This window comes from Pseudoalteromonas sp. Ld20, assembly GCF_045064175.1.
GTDB lineage: Bacteria > Pseudomonadota > Gammaproteobacteria > Enterobacterales > Alteromonadaceae > Pseudoalteromonas > Pseudoalteromonas neustonica.
In genome coordinates, this window is record NZ_JBISHB010000027.1 from 17,694 (window position 1) to 35,616 (window position 17,923).

The following is a 17,923-nucleotide window of genomic DNA, read 5'->3' on the forward strand; positions in this document are numbered from 1 at the left end:
TAGCGAATTGCGACTGAGCTGCGATGTTTTTTACAAGGGTAATTGTTTTTTACTAAATGTTTGTTTTAACACGACGGTAGATTCAATATTGGCAATGCAATTAATACTACCGAGTTTATGTTTTACAAAACTTTCGTAGCTCTCTAAATCCGCGGCAATGATTTTAAGTAAATAATCGTAGCTCCCAGAAATAACAGAGCATTCAAGTACATGGTTTAGTTTTTCGACTTGCTCTTCAAACATTTGAGCCGCACCCACTGAATTTTGGCTTAATCTTACAAATGCGTAAACTAAAACATTTAGCCCTAACGCTCGCGGGTTTAACGCTGCATGATAGCCGCAAATAACATTACTAGATTCAAGCTTTTTAATGCGCCTCAAACAAGGCGTGTCCGATAAGTTAACATGTGTTGCTAGCTCTGACACGGAAGTGCGTCCCTGAGTTTGTAATAACCGAAGTAATTGATGATCTTTTTTATCTAGGTTCATTTTTGTAGTGATTTAGTTTTATTTTTTAATATTATAGAGTGATTTCTGCTAATAGTTTGGTTTTTTATTGGCGGTTTTGTTGATTTGTACTCTATGCTATCTGTTAACATAAATGCAATAATAATTAGGTGTGGAGTTATGTCTGTGAGCAAAAATACTCAAGCATTTGACGAGTGGCTCAGAACCCGCTTTGTGGAAATAAATAATCAGCTAGAAAGCATTTACTGGCAACAAGAAGACAAAGCAAATGTTGAATTTGTAGGTGAGCAATATAAGCATCAGCTAGAAATGGAAGGTAATGCGCATATTCGTAAATTACTGGCTGAGGGTAATACGGATGAAGGTTTTGATAGTGCGTTTGATCTGTTGGGTAATGTTGGTTTATTTATGGGGGCTTGTCGACGACATGAAATCACAGAGCCTTCACGTGAAACGACTTCACCACTAGTCGAAGCATCAGCCTTAGCTATGCATATTGGCGCTTCAATCGGAGTTACCCCTCGTTTTGCTACAGCTCATTTAACAACTCATAATAAAGCCGTCAATGGTCTATATAAACGCTTTACTGATTTACCGGATGAGAAACTGTTTATTGATTACAACACCAAGGGCATTTTAGCGTATAAGCGTGTTGCTGATGCATTATTGAAAATTCAACCATTGGGAATTTCGCACCCATTATGTGCAGATTTACTTAAAGTTGCGAAGCAGGCTTTGCTTGAGGTTATTGAATCAAATAATGCGCTCTATAGTCAATTGGATACCGATAGATTCTTCTTTTGTGTAAGGCCATATTATAAGCCATATCGAGTGGGAAAGGAGGTTTATCGTGGCGCGAATGCAGGGGATTTTGCAGGTATAAATGTAATCGATATGTTGTTGGGATTATGCTTTGCAAATGAGCCCAGCTATTCACAAATGCTGGTGGATAAGTTTTTATATATGATGCCTGAAGATCAGCAAACCTTGCGTGAAAGTATGCGTATGCCGAGCATTATGGATGACTTTTTAGCCGCAGGCAGTGAGCGCGACAGTCAGTGGTTTCAAACCAATGCGCAATTATTTATCCAAGTATGCAAGCTGCATGGCGATACAGCGATAGGCCATCACAATCAGTTGGTGAGTAAGTTTATTGCACAGCCTGCGCAGCAAATGCAGCAACAACATATAAATAAGGTAACGGCGAGTGGCCCCCCATTACATATCTTGCTTGATTCACTCGAGCAATTAAGAGATCGCCGTGCTGCCGCGCAGCGAGATGATATAAAAACCCGTTTTGATGATTTAACACAGCTAAAGCAATGGATGAAAAAGTAAATGTACAAAGATGATTTTAATTTAACATCAGGCTGCTACTTACTAAACCATTCTGTGGGGCGATCATTAAAAAGTAGCCAAGCTGATTTTAATCAACACTTTTTTGCCCCTTGGCAGAACACTAATAAAGAACCTTGGCAGCAATGGCTTGGTGTTATTACACGTTTTACACATGCATTAGGATTATTATTTAATTCGCCGAGCGAGCAATTTTGTCCACAAGTTAATCTTTCTAGTGCGCTAACAAAGCTTTTGATGTCGCACCCACGACTGCTTAACAATCATTGTAAAGTGCTTATGGCGCAAAGTGACTTTCCAAGTATGGGGTTTGTAATGCAAAAAGCATTACCGAAAACGGCATCGATTGAATTCATTCCCGAACATTTAGATATCACTGATATTGCGGTTTGGCAGCAGTATTTGACAGCAGATACCGACTTAGTTTTTATAAGCCACGCATACTCAAATACAGGTCAACAGGCACCTGTTGCTAAAATTGCAGAGCTTTGTGTACAGAACAATAGCTTAAGCCTTGTTGACGTTGCGCAATCTGCCGGTGTGCTACCGTTAGATTTGAGTGAAGTAAAGGTCGATTTTATGATTGGCTCAAGTGTTAAATGGCTGTGCTCGGGGCCTGGTGCAGCCTATTTATGGTTGAGTAAGGCCCAGCTTAAAGTGTGTAAACCACAAGATGTCGGGTGGTTCTCTCATGAAAACCCATTCGAATTCGATATACACCATTTTGAATATCATGCCACGGCACTGCGCTTTTGGGGTGGGACACCGTCAATCGCACCTTTTGTTATTGCAGGGCATAGTATCAATTACTTTGCTAATTTGGGGGTTGAAAATATTCGTGCGCATAATTTGTCCCTGTTGATGCTGTTAAATGCAGAATTAGGGGAGTTTTTAGTTTCTCCAACAGCGCCCGAGAGTTGTAGCGCAACGGCTATATTTGATTTTGGTGCAAAGCAAAGTACGATTATTGATGCTTTATCTAAGGCTGATATTAGTGTTGACGTACGTGCTTATGGTGTAAGAGTTTCGCCGCATATCTATAATGATAACGCTGATATGAAGCGATTTATCACCCTCATAAAGGGGACTTTATTGACCTAGTTGAGCTTTAATGACATTTAAGGCTGCAATTTGCTGTTGAAGCTCATCTATTTTAGGCTGCACTTCTTTTTCAAGAATGATGGTTTGTTGTTCAATCGCATCGGCAATAGACTCTGCTCCTAAGCGGTTTGCCGCTTTTTGAGTCATATAACCTATTTTTATTTTTTGCTCGGAGAGCGCGTTTTGCAATAATTTTATCGCGCGCTCAATTTTTTTAATTTTTCTATCAATTTTTTTACCGCTGATGTAATTTTCGACAGAATCATCACTTTTTTTGTCAGAATCCTTTTTAGCGATTTGTGTTCTATTGGTTTCTGGGATAATGATGATTTCAGCATCTTCGCCGCAAGGTTGTTGGCTAAATGTAGCAACCCCTTTTATTGTGCATTGATAAACTGCTGCGTGCGCAGGCAAAATTAGTAAGCTTAGTAACCCCATTAAACATTTTAAATATACTTTCACGATCTATCCCTCACGCGTTTGCTTCATAGGCACTTACTCTCATCGTTGTTACTTCTTAAAATGGATTGCCATTGTTGCAAAGTAACGTCTTAATATTAAACACCTGTGAAACGTTGAAGTCTGCATCTAGAGGTGGTTTGGGTATATAGTGCCGATCAAGTGTCAGTGTAGCAAGTACTTTAACCGCTCTGTTAGTTAATTAGGCTATTGTATAAAAAGCTCATGTTTACTTTAACTCGCTTATTACAAAGGGATTTTCTTTAATGAGAAATAAAGTAGAAGATCACGCATGGTATTAGCTTGTTCCGCCATTTGTTTTGCTGCGGCCATGGTTTCTTCAGTAATTGCTGAGCTTTCTTGGATTAAAACGGTGAGGCGTTGAACAACAATGTCAACCTCTTTAATTGCTTGCTGCTGAGTAATTGATGAATTATTAATACATGTAATCATATGATTTACCGCTGCAACTGCGCTTACTATCTGCCCTAATTTGTCGCCGGATGAGTTAGCTAGCATGGTGCCTTGGCTAATTTTTTGGTTGCTATTGCTAATAATACTTTTAATTTGCTTGGCTGAGGATGCACTTCGACCTGCTAGGTTTCTCACTTCGTTTGCGACCACGGCAAATCCTCGGCCATGCTCACCAGCACGCGCTGCTTCAACGGCTGCATTTAGTGCAAGCAAATTGGTTTGAAAAGCAATTTCATCGATTACAGAGACAATTTCATTAATATCTTTACTTGAGTTGTTTACTTCTACAATAGCATTTACTGTTTGTTTCGAGAGCTCACCACCTTCAGTGGCTATTGTGTGAGCATTATCAGCTAAGCTTACCGCTTCACTTGATTGCTTTGCAACGTGAGCGATTTCATCGAGCATATTGCTGCTGCTTGCACTGGCTTCTTCAAGGTTGGATGCTTGCTCCTCGGTGCGTTGGCTTATTTCAATATTACTAGCGGCTATTTCAGAGGCGCTTTGTGATACTTGGTTTGCACAGCTTTGAATACCGGTAATAACGCTCGTTAACTTACCTATAGTATGGTTTACATCTTCTTTGAGTGTTGCAAATACACCTTGATAGTCGCCCTGTACTGGTTGAGCTAAATTCCCCTGTGAAATGGCGCTTAGAACATGAGTGACCTCGCCGATTGCTTGTGCGGTGATCGCTAATGAGCTATTAACATCTTTTTGTAAATGCGCTAACTGTCCTTGCATTTGGCTTGTTAGTTGTTGACTAAAGTCACCACGTCGCATTGCTGCCATTACTTTTGCAAGCTCAGCTATTACAGTGCTTAGATTACTTACTGAATTGTTCACGTCATGCTTGAGGGAATCAAGTTGACCATTCATTTGAGAGTCAATTATTTTATCAAAACAACCTTGGCTAATGGCAGTCATTACGTTAGAAATATCGCTAACTGCTTCGTCTAAATTTAGAATCGAATTATTTATATGTTGCTTTAACGATGATAATTGGCCATTAGCATTACAATTCACGTGTAGCTTAAAGTTACCTTGATTAACGGCGGCCATCACATCACTAATATCTTTAATGATTAGAGCGAGATTATCTACGCTTGCATTAATATCATCTTTAAGCAGCGCAAGTTGCCCCTGCAAAGGTTGCTCAATACGCTGAGAGAAATCCCCTTCATGTAATGCGCTCATTACTTTGCTGATACTTGTAACAGCACCAAATAAGCTATGTACTGAATTATTTACGCTGTCCTTTAGTTGCGCCAATGAGCCTTTCGCCATTACAGTGACTTGTTGTTTAAAGTTACCTTGCTCTATATGACTCATTACATCGACTATTTCATTTATAGTTCCATTTATAGATTGCATAGAGCCATTTATATTGTGTTTTAACGTGGCCAGCTCTCCCTGCATAGGGGTGCTAATTACGGTATTAAAATTACCTTTGCTCATTTCATCAATAACCTGATTTAGCTCAGTCATTGCGCTTTCTAAAGAATCAGCACATTCATTAGTCGCTTGCTTTAAAGAGTTAAGTTCACCTTTACAAGAAACATCTATGCGGTGTTGGAATTCACCGACCGCCATCTTGTTCATTACTGAGTTGGTCTGTGAAATTGCGCCTTGCAAGGCATCTAAAAGAGAATTAAAAGCTTGAGCTGAGATACCTATTTCATCTTGGGAGAGTACAGGCGCGCGAACAGAAAAGTCACCTTGGCGCTCTACGTGGTGCATTGTATCGACCAATAGCTGTACGGGTCGTGTCAGGGAGCGAGAAAATAAAACTGCAACCACGGTAATCGCAATTACTGACAGTACCAAAATACTGAGGAGTAAAATTGTTAATTGGGCTACAGCAGCAAATGCTTCTTGCTTATCCATTTCAGCAAGCAATGCCCATTGGACACCTAGAACATTAATAGGCTGATAAGATGACAGCACTAAGGAGCCATTATAATCAGTTATGACTTGTTGGCCACTTGCTCCAGCTAAAGCAAGTTTTGTAGCCTCTGTTTTGACTGCCCCCTGAACGGGGCGGCGAAATGAGTTTACGACAGAGTGCTTAGCTGCATCGAGATAAGAATCTGATCGCATTAAAAAATCAGGCCCGACTAAGTAAGTTTCACCGCTTTCGCCTAAGCCCGCGCGTTCCGTCATTATGGTATTTAAAGCATCAATAGATAGCTGGAAAATTAATGTACTAGTATGTACGCCTTGCTCATAAATTGGGGTCGCTATAAAACTTGCTGGTGCATCATAAGACGGGGAGTACTGCTGGTAATCAACAAAGGCTATTTCATCTTGCGCAATTGTTTTCGCTTTTTTAAAGACCAAGGCAAGGTTGCTATTAGCAAAAGGCCCATGTTGTAAGGATGTGGCAAAATCGACTTCCTTGTATACCGAGTAAACGACTTCAGCAGAATTGTTATCAACGATAAATACATCATAAAAATCAAATTTTTGAGCAAAATTATATAAAAAACCATGGTATTTAGCATGTGTAAGGCTGTATTCATTTGGGGTTGTAGCGTGTTGCAGCTTTGCTTTCTCTCCAAGGGGGTGAGGGTTGTCAGCTAAGTACTGATATTGCCAAAATCGTGCAGCAGGAGAGAGTTGAGTAAAAAGTTGTGTTGGCGCTGCCATCCCTTCGTTTTCAGCGCTGTACTTAGTTGAAAATTGATTTTGGTAATAGTTAACAAGCTTTTTTTCTTCAATTTTATTAAGATTATTTGCCTGAAGAGGATGTTTAAATGCTTCACTAAATTCATGTGCGGCGCGATGAAGCAATGGGCTTTGTGATAAAAATAAGAGCTGTGCTTTTATGTCTTTAAAGTGGCGTTCAATAGCGCTTTTTTTTATTTCACTAACGGCTTCAAGTTGTGCGTAGGTTTGTTTATTTAATGCGTTAGAAGAACTATACAGAGCGATACTTATTACCACCGCCAATGGAATTAAGGCAACCAATAAAAAGCCGGCAATAAGTTTTTTAGTTAACCCAAGCCGATGGATGAAACCGCTTACTAACTCAATAGCATTCGTCATATAAACATCCTTATATAAGCAATAAATACGCTTGATAAAATAATAGTATAGAGTGTAGAACAGCATATTTGAAAAGCGAATTAGGCAACGAAAATAAGCTTATTTACAGACTTATAGGATCATTTATTAAAACGCGACAGGGTATTCGATGATTCAAAACTGGATTGTCTGTTAAACTCGGTTTTTTATTATCAAAATAGTTAGTTTGCTATGACATACTCAATCACCCCCGTTGTATTGGCTGGTGGAATTGGATCACGATTGTGGCCATTATCACGTAGCGCGATGCCGAAACAGTTTTTACCTTTATTGGGCGATGAATCACTCTTACAAAGCACATTAATACGCGTAGCAAACAACGGTTTTAATCCTCCAATATTAGTGTGTAATGAACAGCACCGCTTTATTGCAAGCAGCCAGTGCGAACAGTTACAGGTGCAACCTAAGGCTATCTTGCTCGAGCCTGAGGGGAGAAATACAGCTCCAGCTATTGCACTTGCCGCACAATTTGCCTTACAGCATGGGATCAATACACCATTATTGGTGATGCCGGCCGATCATCATATTAGTAACTTTGAATTACTCGTTGAGCAGTTACCTGATGCACTGAAACTTGCCGAACAAGGTAAATTAATTACCTTTTCAATAAAACCAGATTCAGCACATTGTGGCTATGGTTATATCAAACAAGGCGCAAAAATAGCGGGTACAAATTGCTATGAGGTTGATGAATTTAAAGAAAAACCCAGCTCTTTATTAGCGCAGCAATACCTTGCTTGCGCGCAGTACAGTTGGAACAGCGGGATGTTTCTGTTTACGCCAAGTGCATATCTTGCTGAGCTAGAGCGCTTTGCGCCAAAAATAGCGAGCTGTATTGTGCAAGCCGCTAACTTTACAGGTGATTTAGGTTTTACCCGCGCAGATAGCGATGCTTTAAAAAACTGCCCAAGTGATTCTATCGATTATGCCATTTTAGAGCGCAGTGCTAATGTGGCGGTACTGCCGTTAGCTCTTGATTGGAATGATGTTGGTGGCTTTAATGCGTTGTGGCAAAGTGCTGATAAAGATGAGCAAGGTAATAATGCAAGTACAGATGATGTAGTTTCAAATAGCAGTAACAACTTACTTAGTAGTGAAGATGGTCATACTATTGCTGCGCTGGGAGTGAGTGATCTTGCGATTATTCATACGCACGATGCCACATTAGTTGCCGATAGAAATCAGTTAGGGCTGTTGCCTGAATTATTAAAGCTACTAGCGGTTAAGCATGGTGATAAACTGATTCACCATCAGGCAGTATATCGACCGTGGGGCAGTTATCAGGTATTGGTAGCAGGAACTGGATTTAAAGTAAAAAAAATCATCGTAACCCCTGGCGCCAAGCTTTCAACCCAACGCCATCAGCACCGAGCTGAACATTGGGTGGTAGTATCTGGCATTGCTGATGTAGGCATTGATGGCAAATCGTGTGTTTTAACAGCCGATCAATCCTGTTATATAGCAGCCGGTCAAATCCATAGCTTAGCGAATACTCAAAGTGAGCCGCTAACACTGATAGAAGTTCAAACCGGTGCGATACTTGATGAGAATGACATCGAACGGTTCGAAGATGTATACGGTCGATATTAACAGAGATGATTTTACTAAATTAAACCGATAACAAGGCCAACAACAAGTATTACCCAGAAAATTGCGGTATCTCTGAAATGGTTGAGCAGCCAAAAATAAAGTAATGCTAATGCACCTGAGATAGCTGTTGCAACAATAGCTGTTATGAACCCTAAGCCAGACATAAGATTAACTAACAATACGAGGCCAGTGTAAATTCCTGCACACAAATTAGGTCGTTCAGTGGTGATTAGTAACCTTAATAAAGCAACTAAAATCAAAACTTTAAAAATTAGCATGAGTTCTACTCTTTAATTATCCAATGTAGTACCTATTACATCAAGTTAATATAAATTGAGCAATCAATTTGTCATTGGCGTACTACAACACGTTATACTGCTAACTACTCTAATCCAACTGACTTCGAACATACTTTAAATACTGCTCTAAGCTGTTTTGCCATAGCACCAATGCTTCGGTGAGGGATTCTTTTAGAGGTTTACTATCGAGTAGTCGCCGTTCTATTTTTTTCAGCTCCATACCATAGCGGTTAAAACCCAATTGCAATGCGGTGCTGGCTTGGCGATGCAATACTTTGATGCATTGTTCTTTATCTTCATCGAGCAATTGCTGGGCGCGGATTAACTTGTTGCGTGCGGATAAAACAAACTCATTATAGATAGATGATACTTCATCGTCGGTGAATGAACCTTGGAGTGTTTTTGCGGCCGTTTCGTCATACAGAACATCACTGAGTTCTACGGCAATGCTGGGGGCTTGGCTAGTTTGCGAATCACTCAGCGCTTGGCGTAATTTTTGTTGTTTTATTGGCTTGCCGACAATATCTTTTATACCTAAAGAAAAGTATTCTTTTATTTCGTCAGGGCTTAAGCTTGCAGTAAATGCGAGTACGGGGGTTCGTTGGTTTTTATGCTCAATTCTTTTGAGTGTTTTTAGTACTTCTTGTCCTGTGAGATCTGGCAAGTTCATATCGAGCAATACAACATCAAAATGATGCTTTTGCATTAAATCAATGGCACTTTTACCATCACGCGCGAGTTTTATTTTATGCTCATCGTCAGCCATAAACTCAATGGCTATTTTTTGGTTGAGATCTAAGTCTTCAACTAATAGCACGTCTAGGCCTGTGAGGTAGTCTTTACATTGGTGACGCTGTTCCACTAAACTGAGCTCCCCTAGCGCTAAGTTAATATCAAAGCTAAATGAACTGCCTTTTTCAAGCTCACTGATAATATCTAATTGGGAGCTTAACTTATCGAGTAAGCGACTGGTTATTGCAAGACCAAGGCCTGTTCCGCCCTTTTCCTTGCCGGCACTGCTTTGCACATAGGGCTCTGTTAGATATTCAATTTCGTCATCTTCGATACCCGGTCCAGAGTCAATGACGCTAATGCGAATGTGATGTTCAAGCTGACGTTCTTCGAGCAATTCTGCGCGAATTTTAACGGTACCATGATCAGTAAATTTAATGGCATTACCGACTAAATTTATGATGATTTGTCGCAGTTTTTGCTGATCGCAGTAATAGCACGCTTGTTCGGGAAGGTCATAAATCAACTCAAAGTGTAAGCGCTTTTGTTCTGCTAGAGGACTTAACAGCAAACATAAATTATGTAACCACGTTTTAAACTCTACATCTTCTTCATACAGGGCTTCATCGTGTTGATCTAGGCTGGCGTAGTCGAGCACTTTATCAACCAGTAAATTGAGCGATTCGGCCGAGTTAATAATAGCTTCGCAGTAGGGCTTATCTCGAGGGTCGCTGGATTGGTTCATGATCAACTGCGCACTGCCTAAAATACCATTGAGTGGGGTACGAATTTCATGACTAATAGTGGATAAAAATAGCCCGCGAATTTCTAAATCTTTTTGTGCTTTTAAAGTTAGTTGATTCAGGTTTTGCTCGCGGCGTTCATTACAAAGTAATGCCATGCCAGTGGCATAAAACATCGGTGCAATAACGCCATTTACAAGTAGTGTAATACTAAACCAGTTCTCTTTTAATGGGTTAAAGCTATTCATATCTTCCATTAAAAAGGCACGGCCTGCGAAAATACAGCAAACAATGGTGAGAATTAAAATATAGACAATGCTGCCATTTGGGTATGGTTTGCGGGCAAAACGAAAAAATAGATAAAGTAAAAAAATGGCTTCGCTGATGTGTTGTAAGTCGGAGGCTAAAATACGAATACGCAAACTGGGATCAACAACACTTGAGTAGACCAATATTGCGCTGCACACAATCGTTGCAGCAACAAATAAACGGAAGATTTTGCCCTTATAACCTAAAAATTGGCTAATGGCTAAACCATGTATAATTGACGCACTAAATAATAAACTATTAGCCAAAGTCGCGGTAAGGACACTGTCGATATTGCCATGTAGTGCAAAACTCATGAGTGCGGTAAATAATACCAATGGGTAAAATATATAAAGTACGGTGCCAGGAGTGTGCTTATTAGCACGCCACGTTAAAAAATTAAGCAGTGTCATAACTGCCATCATGGCAGCGCTGGCAAAATAGAGTGTTAGGGAATCGAGCATGGCTATTCCAAGCAAATCACAGAGACGGCTTCAGAATAATGGCAATTGCCGATGTTAGCAAATAGCACGTTGTTTAATAAACACAAAAACAGGTGCTGCAGCACCTGTTTTTAATTCGAGTATGATATTGCTGTATTAGCGAATTTCGTCAGGAATATTTTGTTGAGCCCATGAAAGAAGCTCTATACGGTTACGGCATTTGGTTTTTCTAAATGCACTGTATAAATGCGTTTTTACCGTATGTGGGCTGATACTGAGTGACTCAGCAATTTCTTTATTTTTAGAGCCATTGCTCATTAATGAGATGATGGCTTTTTCACGCTTGGTTAATTTTACAGGCTCAATATCACCGTCTGTTAGTTTATGTAAAGCGTCTTTATTGAACTGCAGCATGCGGTTTAAGGCGTTACACATTATATCGCGGCGATACCAAAGCTGGTCTTCAAGTAGTAAACGAATTCCCTTCATTAATACATCTGCATTATCCGTGGTGTAAAACACGCCACGGATGCCGCTCAATAGCGCGCGGTTAGCTAACTCAGGGTTCTCATCTAAATTGAATAACACGATATCGCATTTTATACGTAGGTTTACTAATTGTTCTTTTAATTTCCCCCACGCATCTTGGCTTGATGTTTCAATAAATAATAAGCGGGTACCCTCAGGAATGTCTAAAATATTAGTTCCTGTAGTAACATTGAGCCCTTGGGTTTTTAATAAAGGCTCTAATACATTAATACCAATTGTATTGATTGGCTCTAGATCTAGTAACAAAAAGGCTGAACTACTCATACTTACTTACTCTTGAATAAAGTTGACTAATTAATCCTAACACGCAATCCGCGCCTTTCGTATTAGAAATTTCCTATTAATAGGCAGGAAAAATACAATTTTACTAGCTTCAAGGTATTAGTTGTTAAAAATTAGCCATACTTTTTTCGATTATCTATTTGAATATAAACACATTTATAACATTTAATTAAAGTTGTGCGTGTTTATAAAAGTTTAGAGTAAAAATTACTATACCAATTCTTTCTTCTTATCTTGGTATGGTGGCCATCCCATACTTTTTCCGGCAAGCATATGTAAATGAATATGATAAACAGTTTGCCCACCATGTTGATTACAGTTCATTACTACTCTGAACCCATCTTCGCTAAAACCTTGTTGTTTAGCTAGTTTTGCTGCAACCACGTATAGATGGCCGACTAAAGGAGCATCTTGCTCAGTAATGTCATTAATTGTTGCAATCGCTTTTTTTGGGATAATTAGTACATGAAAAGGCGCTTGAGGATTAATGTCTTTAAATGCTAGAGCGAGATCGTCTTCGTAAACAATGTCTGCGGGAATTTCGCGATTAATAATTTTTGTAAATATAGTTTCTTGGCTCACGGTTGAGATCCTTTATTAACGTGGAGTAAAGTGCACTAATGACAAACTTTGTTTGCAGTGTCAAACTCAAATCAAACAACAAGGAGTTCATATGCGTAAATTAATAGTATTAGGTGGTGTCGTATCGTTATTACTCAGTGCAGCTAGTTTTGCTGAGACAGTTTATTTTCCGGAGGAAATTATTCCTTTGCAGGTCGGGGATAAAAAAATTGAACAGTCATTTTTTAATCGTATAGATGAATTAGATTTAGCCCCAGGACAGTATCAATTCAAGCTTAAATATTCAGACCTTTATGAGTTAAGTTACGATGAGCATGAAGTGATTGACTCTGAACCATTTTGGGTAAACGTGACCATCGCATCAGGCACTGATTATGATGTCGTATTTAATCGTGCTGAAAATGCAGTTGCAGCCAAAGTATTCGCCGAGGCTCCACAAGTTAGTTTGCAAGCTAAGGGGGCATCACTGGGGATCCCATTAGATCTCATTGCCGCTGAGGATATTACTGGTACTAAGGGTCAGAAAAAGGCGCCACCAACGGGCCATAGAACTGTTACTACCACAAATAATGCACCAGTCTCTCGTACTGCGCCAATAAATGAGGGCGTACCCAATGCAGCAGCGATGCTTGATTTTTGGTGGCAGCAAGCCAGTGAGCAAGAACGACAAGCATTCATCAAAAAAATCACAAAGTAAGAACCAAAAAGCCTATTTAAAAACAAAAAAGGGCGATTTATCGCCCTTTCTTTTGATGCTTACTTAACAAATAATGCGTCAATAGTACCTTGTGCAAGAGGGTGGTAACCTGGGCGTGCATTTAAGTACACCTTGTTTGCCCACTCACGTTTACCATGTGTAACAAGTGCTTTGTACAGCGGTACAATTAGTTTACGACGACCAATGCCTGATAAATGATTATCAAGCGCCGGATAGATTGCTTGATAACCATTTCCTACTGCAAGCATATACCATGCAAAAGCACGCTCTGCGTTGGTTGACTGCGTAAGATTAAATTCTGCATCTAACTCGGTCATTTTTTCAATGCTTAAATCGCGTGGTAGATTATTTAAAAAGTGTAACCACTCATGCACAGTCCAATTGTTTGTCGGTAGTTGCGCTGCGGTTGTGCTGCCTGTTAACCACGTTTGTGTTGCGTTATCTACTTTATCAAAGGCATCTGATGTTGGGTTTGGCGCGTCTGCGGGTAAACCTGGCTCAAAAATCCATTCGTTTACTTTATCCATGCTGACAACACCAGGATACTTTTCAATTAAGTTTGCTTTGATATAAGTTACAAACTCAGCTGTTGTGAGTGACTTAAATGAGAATTCGTTAAAGTAGGTCTTAACGAATGGGTCAAACTTATCGCGACCATATTTATTTTCAAGGTAAATTAAGAACAGCTGGCCTTTAGTGTATGGTACTGAGCTAAATGCATCATCTGGATCACGGCCATTAAGTTTTAAGTTAAGACGGGTATCTGGTGCATCAATCGTTTTAAGTTGCGCGCGAAGGCCTGCTGCGTCGAGTGCTTGTTCCATTACGGCGCGGTCGCGACCAAAAACTTCTTCCATAATGCGATTTTCAACGTATGAGGTAAAGCCTTCGTTTAACCATAAATCTTCCCACGTGGCATTCGTCACTAAGTTACCAGACCAAGAATGAGCGAGTTCATGTGCTATCAGGTTAACTAAGCTTTTATCACCAGCAACAACCGTTGGCGTGATGAATGATAGACGTGGATTTTCCATGCCACCGAATGGAAAACTTGGCGGTAGCATTAATAAGTCATAACGACCCCATGCATATTCACCGTACATTGCATTGGTTTTGTCGATCATTGCTTGGGTATCGTTAAACTCAGCAACCGATGCATCCAAAATAGTTGGCTCAGCAAAAATACCGGTTTGCTTAGACATAGCTTTAAATTCTAAATTACCAGCACCAATTGCAATTAAGTAAGGTGAGATGGCTTGAGGCATATCAAAAATGTAGTCACCGTCTTTATAAAGCGCATCTTTATTGTCGGCACTCATTACTGCACGCACATCTTTTGGCGTATGAATACGCGCAGAGTAAGTAACACGCATTGCTGGTGTATCTTGTACTGGGATCCAGCTGCGGGCATGAATTGCCTGTGATTGGCTGTACATAAATGGATGCGTTTTGCTGGCCGTTTGCTCAGGTGTTAACCATTGTAAACCAGATGCCTCAGGGCGACTATTGTAATAAATACGAGCTTTTTGCGCTTGGCTTTTAAATGTAATGGTCAGTTTTGAGCCCTTAACATCATCGCGCTTAGCGAGCGTGTAAGAGGCTTTATGCCAGCCGCCGTTTTGATCTTGATACATTATTTTATCAATATCTAAGTCGCGCGTATCAAGTACGAGCGTTTTGCTGCTGTTATCTTGCCATTGTAATGTGTGCTCAACAAACCCTTCTAATTGCTTATCAGCAAAGTCGACATCTAAGTCGAGGTGTAGGTGAGTGGTAATAACATCATTAAGGTTTGCGTAAGTGTGTTCGTCAACAGCATTCGCCGTGGCGTGTGAGCAAGCGCCCGCCATGGCAAGGCTTAAAAAAATAGGTGTGAGTTTCATATTGGCCTTGAACGGAAATAATAAGTGCAGGTTTTATATCATGATTGACCATCAGGGTTGAACAATTTTTACAATCAGGTGGCTTGCATAAACGATGATGAGTTACACTAGTATGATTAGTTATTGGTAACCTTTGAGGCTTTTGTGGCTCAGTCCCTGCAACCTTTTCATACGTTTTCTTTACCGAGTCAGTGCCCACAAATAAGTGTAATCACCGACAACAGACAATTGCAGCAGCAATCGTTTAGCCTGCCTTTTTGTATATTGGGAGAGGGCAGTAATACGGTTTTTTTAAATGACTACCAAGGTGTGGTTATTAAAATGGCTACCACAGGTATCACAGTAACGCAGCGTGTGCATGATTACTTGCTTGAGATTGCTGCAGGTGAAAACTGGCATCAATTGGTTGCTTATACACTCAAGCAAGGTATGCCTGGGCTTGAAAATCTCGCGCTGATCCCCGGTACTGTCGGGGCTGCTCCCGTGCAAAACATTGGTGCGTATGGTGTTGAGCTGGCAAAGTTTGTTGAATATGTTGAGTATTTTGATATTGCCAGTAAGCAGTTTATTCGCTTATCTGCCGAGCAGTGTGAGTTTGGTTACCGTGACTCTATTTTTAAGCACGGATTAAAAAATAAAGCGGTAATTACTAAAGTGGCATTCGCTTTGCCTCAGTTGTGGCAACCAGAGTTAAGCTATGGTCCTTTGCAGCAGCTTGAACAAGTCACACCGCAAGCGGTTTTTGAACAAGTTATTAAAACACGCAACAGCAAATTACCCGACCCTTACGTGCTTGCTAATGCAGGGAGCTTCTTTAAAAACCCAATTATAGCAAACGCGCTACTCAATGAGTTGCTCCTAGTGTACCCGCAGTTGCCCCATTATTATTACGATGGCGAACATCATAAAGTGGCCGCTGGTTGGTTAATAGAGCAGGCTGGCTTAAAAGGTCACCGCATAGCGGGTATTGAGGTACATCAACAACAAGCACTGGTACTTGTTAATCATGGTAATAGTCGAGGGAGCGACCTTGTGACTATGGTTAAATACATCCAACAGCAAGTTTGGCAGCGTTATCAAATAAAATTACAACACGAAGTACGGTTGATAAATGGCGATGCTGAGTACCTTATAAATTTAGAGGAGCCAGCATGAAGGCGCCAGATGGTAATAAGCTCGCAATTTTGAATGCCCTCAACCAAGGAGGCTTTATTTCGGGGCAATTATTAGGTGAACAACTGGGTATTAGCCGGGCTGCAGTCAGTAAGCACATTCAAAGCCTGCAAGAGATGGGGTTAGATATTTTTAAAGTCAGCGGTAAGGGCTACAGTTTGAATAATACGGTTGGCTTACTTGATCAAAATAAAATAGCGCAGTGTTACCAAGCACTTGGATCTCGTGGCGCGCAAGTTGAAGTACATCCTATTATCGATTCAACCAACAGTGAACTGATGCGTCGTATTGCAGCAAAACAAACACTAGACTCCGGCACTGTAATTGTGGCTGAAATGCAGCAGGCAGGGCGCGGGCGTCGTGGGCGAGTTTGGCAGTCACCATTTGGTGCAAACCTGTACTACAGTTATTTCTGGCGGTTAGATGACGGCCTACAAGCCGCAATGGGCATGTCTATCGCTGTTGGTTTGGCTGTTTACGATACATTAAAAGCACTGTACCAGTTAGATATTGAGCTCAAGTGGCCCAATGATATTTACCTTAATAAAGAAAAGCTAGCAGGTGTTTTAGTTGAGCTCGATGGTCAACCACAAGGGCCGTGTCAGCTAGTAATCGGCATTGGTATTAACTTGCAAATGCCTGAGAGTTTTAGTCAGCAAATCGACCAAGCGTGGACAGATTTGAATCAACACTGTGAGCAAATAGATAAAAATCAGCTGGTGGCGCATTTGACCTATCACCTTGAGCTGCGTTTAGCACAGTACAGCCAAACGGGGTTGCATGACATGTACCAACAATGGAATTTACTCAACGCCTTTGCTGGGCAGTGTGTGGAACTAAATACCGGGCATCGTAGCTGGCGTGGTATTTGTGAAGGCATTGATGCTAACGGTGGTATTCGTATTCGCCAAGATGGCGAGGTTAAAAGTTATTACGGTGGTGAAATTTCGTTACGCAAGGCGCAGCTATGAGATTACTGATTGATGTAGGTAATACAGCACTTAAAGCGACGTTATACCAGCAAGGCGAAATTAAACCGTGTGATGTAAATGCGCTGCCTTGGCCGCAAATTAACGAGCTTATTTATGCCTGTGTTGGGAAAAGTGACCAGCTGCACGCCCTACTTGCGCAAGCTAATTTGCATAAAGTGCCATGTTTTGAGGCTAAAGTAAGTAAAGAGCTCGGCGGTTTGCAATGCGCGTATCAACACTATGATAATTTAGGGATTGATCGCTGGCTTGCACTTATTGCCGTATTTGCATTATGGCCACAGCAAAATTGCATAGTGGTAGACACTGGCACAGCCACAACAATTGACGTACTTACAGCACAAGGACAGCACCTAGGTGGTTGGATTTTACCTGGCCTTGATTTAATGACTCGCTCATTAACACAAAATACTCAGCGGGTATTCGATGATCAACATACCGAATTTAGTAATCAATTAGGCGTAAACACACCAAACGGTTTAAAAAATGGCGCATTAGTGGCCACTATTGGTGCAGTTGAACAAGCTAAATTGCACTTAAGTGGTAAAAAACCACAATTAATTTTTGCTGGTGGTTATGCCAAGTTATTACAAGCGCAGTTTTCGGGCGCTGTTTTTGACTCGCAATTAGTCATGAAAGGCCTGAACCAGTGGTATTTATTGAATAATAAATAGAGAAAACATGGTTTT

At 40.6% G+C, this 17,923-nt stretch carries 15 protein-coding genes; 7 read left to right on the forward strand and 8 right to left on the reverse strand.

Annotated elements, in window-relative coordinates:
• Positions 1-30: 30 nt before the first annotated feature.
• Positions 31-489, reverse strand: a complete 459-nt coding sequence (locus ACJJVX_RS04175; RefSeq protein ID WP_054206807.1) for an Lrp/AsnC family transcriptional regulator — start codon at positions 487-489, stop codon at positions 31-33.
• Between the two features lie 138 nt (positions 490-627).
• On the opposite strand from ACJJVX_RS04175, the gene ACJJVX_RS04180 reads away from it, so the two are divergent.
• The gene (locus ACJJVX_RS04180) at positions 628-1,806 is read left to right on the forward strand and encodes a monodechloroaminopyrrolnitrin synthase PrnB family protein (protein WP_054206806.1); all 1,179 of its coding nucleotides are present in this window, start codon (positions 628-630) and stop codon (positions 1,804-1,806) included.
• Positions 1,807-2,925, forward strand: a complete 1,119-nt coding sequence (locus ACJJVX_RS04185) for an aminotransferase class V-fold PLP-dependent enzyme (protein WP_054206805.1) — start codon at positions 1,807-1,809, stop codon at positions 2,923-2,925.
• Here the strand turns inward: ACJJVX_RS04185 and ACJJVX_RS04190 are convergent.
• On the reverse strand, positions 2,914-3,387 hold the full coding sequence (locus ACJJVX_RS04190; protein ID WP_082379079.1) for a DUF4124 domain-containing protein: 474 nt from the start codon (positions 3,385-3,387) through the stop codon (positions 2,914-2,916). The genes ACJJVX_RS04185 and ACJJVX_RS04190 overlap by 12 nt on opposite strands.
• 243 nt (positions 3,388-3,630) lie before the next feature.
• Positions 3,631-6,906: a methyl-accepting chemotaxis protein gene (locus ACJJVX_RS04195; protein ID WP_342884468.1), complete on the reverse strand. Its 3,276-nt coding sequence runs from the start codon at positions 6,904-6,906 to the stop codon at positions 3,631-3,633.
• 210 nt (positions 6,907-7,116) lie between these two features.
• On the opposite strand from ACJJVX_RS04195, the gene ACJJVX_RS04200 reads away from it, so the two are divergent.
• Positions 7,117-8,535, forward strand: coding sequence for a mannose-1-phosphate guanylyltransferase/mannose-6-phosphate isomerase (locus ACJJVX_RS04200; protein ID WP_405630335.1), 1,419 nt, complete (start codon positions 7,117-7,119; stop codon positions 8,533-8,535).
• A gap of 14 nt (positions 8,536-8,549) precedes the next feature.
• Here ACJJVX_RS04200 and ACJJVX_RS04205 read toward each other — a convergent pair whose 3' ends face one another.
• From ACJJVX_RS04205 to ACJJVX_RS04220, 4 genes are all read right to left on the reverse strand, one after another.
• Positions 8,550-8,813, reverse strand: coding sequence for a hypothetical protein (locus ACJJVX_RS04205; protein ID WP_054206802.1), 264 nt, complete (start codon positions 8,811-8,813; stop codon positions 8,550-8,552).
• A gap of 109 nt (positions 8,814-8,922) precedes the next feature.
• Positions 8,923-11,079, reverse strand: a complete 2,157-nt coding sequence (locus ACJJVX_RS04210; RefSeq protein WP_054206801.1) for an ATP-binding protein — start codon at positions 11,077-11,079, stop codon at positions 8,923-8,925.
• 135 nt (positions 11,080-11,214) lie between these two features.
• On the reverse strand, positions 11,215-11,871 hold the full coding sequence (locus tag ACJJVX_RS04215) for a response regulator transcription factor (protein WP_054206800.1): 657 nt from the start codon (positions 11,869-11,871) through the stop codon (positions 11,215-11,217).
• Positions 11,872-12,099: 228 nt separating this feature from the next.
• A complete protein-coding gene (locus tag ACJJVX_RS04220; protein ID WP_054206799.1) occupies positions 12,100-12,471 on the reverse strand; it encodes a histidine triad nucleotide-binding protein in 372 nt (123 codons plus the stop codon).
• A 91-nt stretch (positions 12,472-12,562) separates the two neighbouring features.
• On the opposite strand from ACJJVX_RS04220, the gene ACJJVX_RS04225 reads away from it, so the two are divergent.
• Positions 12,563-13,168 carry a DUF2057 domain-containing protein gene (locus ACJJVX_RS04225; protein WP_054206798.1) on the forward strand — a complete coding sequence of 202 codons (606 nt, stop codon included), beginning with the start codon at positions 12,563-12,565 and terminating at the stop codon, positions 13,166-13,168.
• Positions 13,169-13,227: 59 nt separating this feature from the next.
• Here ACJJVX_RS04225 and ACJJVX_RS04230 read toward each other — a convergent pair whose 3' ends face one another.
• Complete coding sequence (locus ACJJVX_RS04230; protein ID WP_054455962.1) at positions 13,228-15,072, reverse strand: M1 family metallopeptidase; 1,845 nt, start codon at positions 15,070-15,072, stop codon at positions 13,228-13,230.
• Between the two features lie 144 nt (positions 15,073-15,216).
• Between ACJJVX_RS04230 and murB the strand changes: the two genes are divergently transcribed.
• Genes murB through ACJJVX_RS04245 form a run of 3 tightly spaced genes read left to right on the forward strand, consistent with a single transcriptional unit; the run spans position 15,217 to position 17,908 of the window.
• Positions 15,217-16,227, forward strand: a complete 1,011-nt coding sequence (gene murB / locus ACJJVX_RS04235; protein WP_054206823.1) for a UDP-N-acetylmuramate dehydrogenase — start codon at positions 15,217-15,219, stop codon at positions 16,225-16,227.
• The gene (birA, locus tag ACJJVX_RS04240) at positions 16,224-17,216 is read left to right on the forward strand and encodes a bifunctional biotin--[acetyl-CoA-carboxylase] ligase/biotin operon repressor BirA (RefSeq protein WP_054206796.1); all 993 of its coding nucleotides are present in this window, start codon (positions 16,224-16,226) and stop codon (positions 17,214-17,216) included. The genes murB and birA overlap by 4 nt, the downstream gene beginning before the upstream one ends.
• Entirely contained in the window at positions 17,213-17,908 is a 696-nt protein-coding gene (locus tag ACJJVX_RS04245; protein ID WP_405630340.1) for a type III pantothenate kinase, read from the forward strand. Before birA ends, ACJJVX_RS04245 begins: the two co-directional genes overlap by 4 nt.
• Positions 17,909-17,923 lie beyond the last annotated feature (15 nt).

What these genes read in the sequence shown, in the direction of transcription:
- ACJJVX_RS04200 (WP_405630335.1), top strand. Translation starts at nt 7,117, where the DNA reads ATGACATACTCAATCACCCCCGTTGTATTGGCTGGTGGAATTGGATCA.
- ACJJVX_RS04195 (WP_342884468.1), bottom strand. Translation starts at nt 6,906, where the DNA reads ATGACGAATGCTATTGAGTTAGTAAGCGGTTTCATCCATCGGCTTGGG.
- ACJJVX_RS04245 (WP_405630340.1), top strand. Translation starts at nt 17,213, where the DNA reads ATGAGATTACTGATTGATGTAGGTAATACAGCACTTAAAGCGACGTTA.
- ACJJVX_RS04185 (WP_054206805.1), top strand. Translation starts at nt 1,807, where the DNA reads ATGTACAAAGATGATTTTAATTTAACATCAGGCTGCTACTTACTAAAC.
- ACJJVX_RS04180 (WP_054206806.1), top strand. Translation starts at nt 628, where the DNA reads ATGTCTGTGAGCAAAAATACTCAAGCATTTGACGAGTGGCTCAGAACC.
- ACJJVX_RS04205 (WP_054206802.1), bottom strand. Translation starts at nt 8,813, where the DNA reads ATGCTAATTTTTAAAGTTTTGATTTTAGTTGCTTTATTAAGGTTACTA.
- ACJJVX_RS04175 (WP_054206807.1), bottom strand. Translation starts at nt 489, where the DNA reads ATGAACCTAGATAAAAAAGATCATCAATTACTTCGGTTATTACAAACT.
- ACJJVX_RS04215 (WP_054206800.1), bottom strand. Translation starts at nt 11,871, where the DNA reads ATGAGTAGTTCAGCCTTTTTGTTACTAGATCTAGAGCCAATCAATACA.
- birA (WP_054206796.1), top strand. Translation starts at nt 16,224, where the DNA reads ATGAAGGCGCCAGATGGTAATAAGCTCGCAATTTTGAATGCCCTCAAC.
- ACJJVX_RS04225 (WP_054206798.1), top strand. Translation starts at nt 12,563, where the DNA reads ATGCGTAAATTAATAGTATTAGGTGGTGTCGTATCGTTATTACTCAGT.
- ACJJVX_RS04230 (WP_054455962.1), bottom strand. Translation starts at nt 15,072, where the DNA reads ATGAAACTCACACCTATTTTTTTAAGCCTTGCCATGGCGGGCGCTTGC.
- ACJJVX_RS04210 (WP_054206801.1), bottom strand. Translation starts at nt 11,079, where the DNA reads ATGCTCGATTCCCTAACACTCTATTTTGCCAGCGCTGCCATGATGGCA.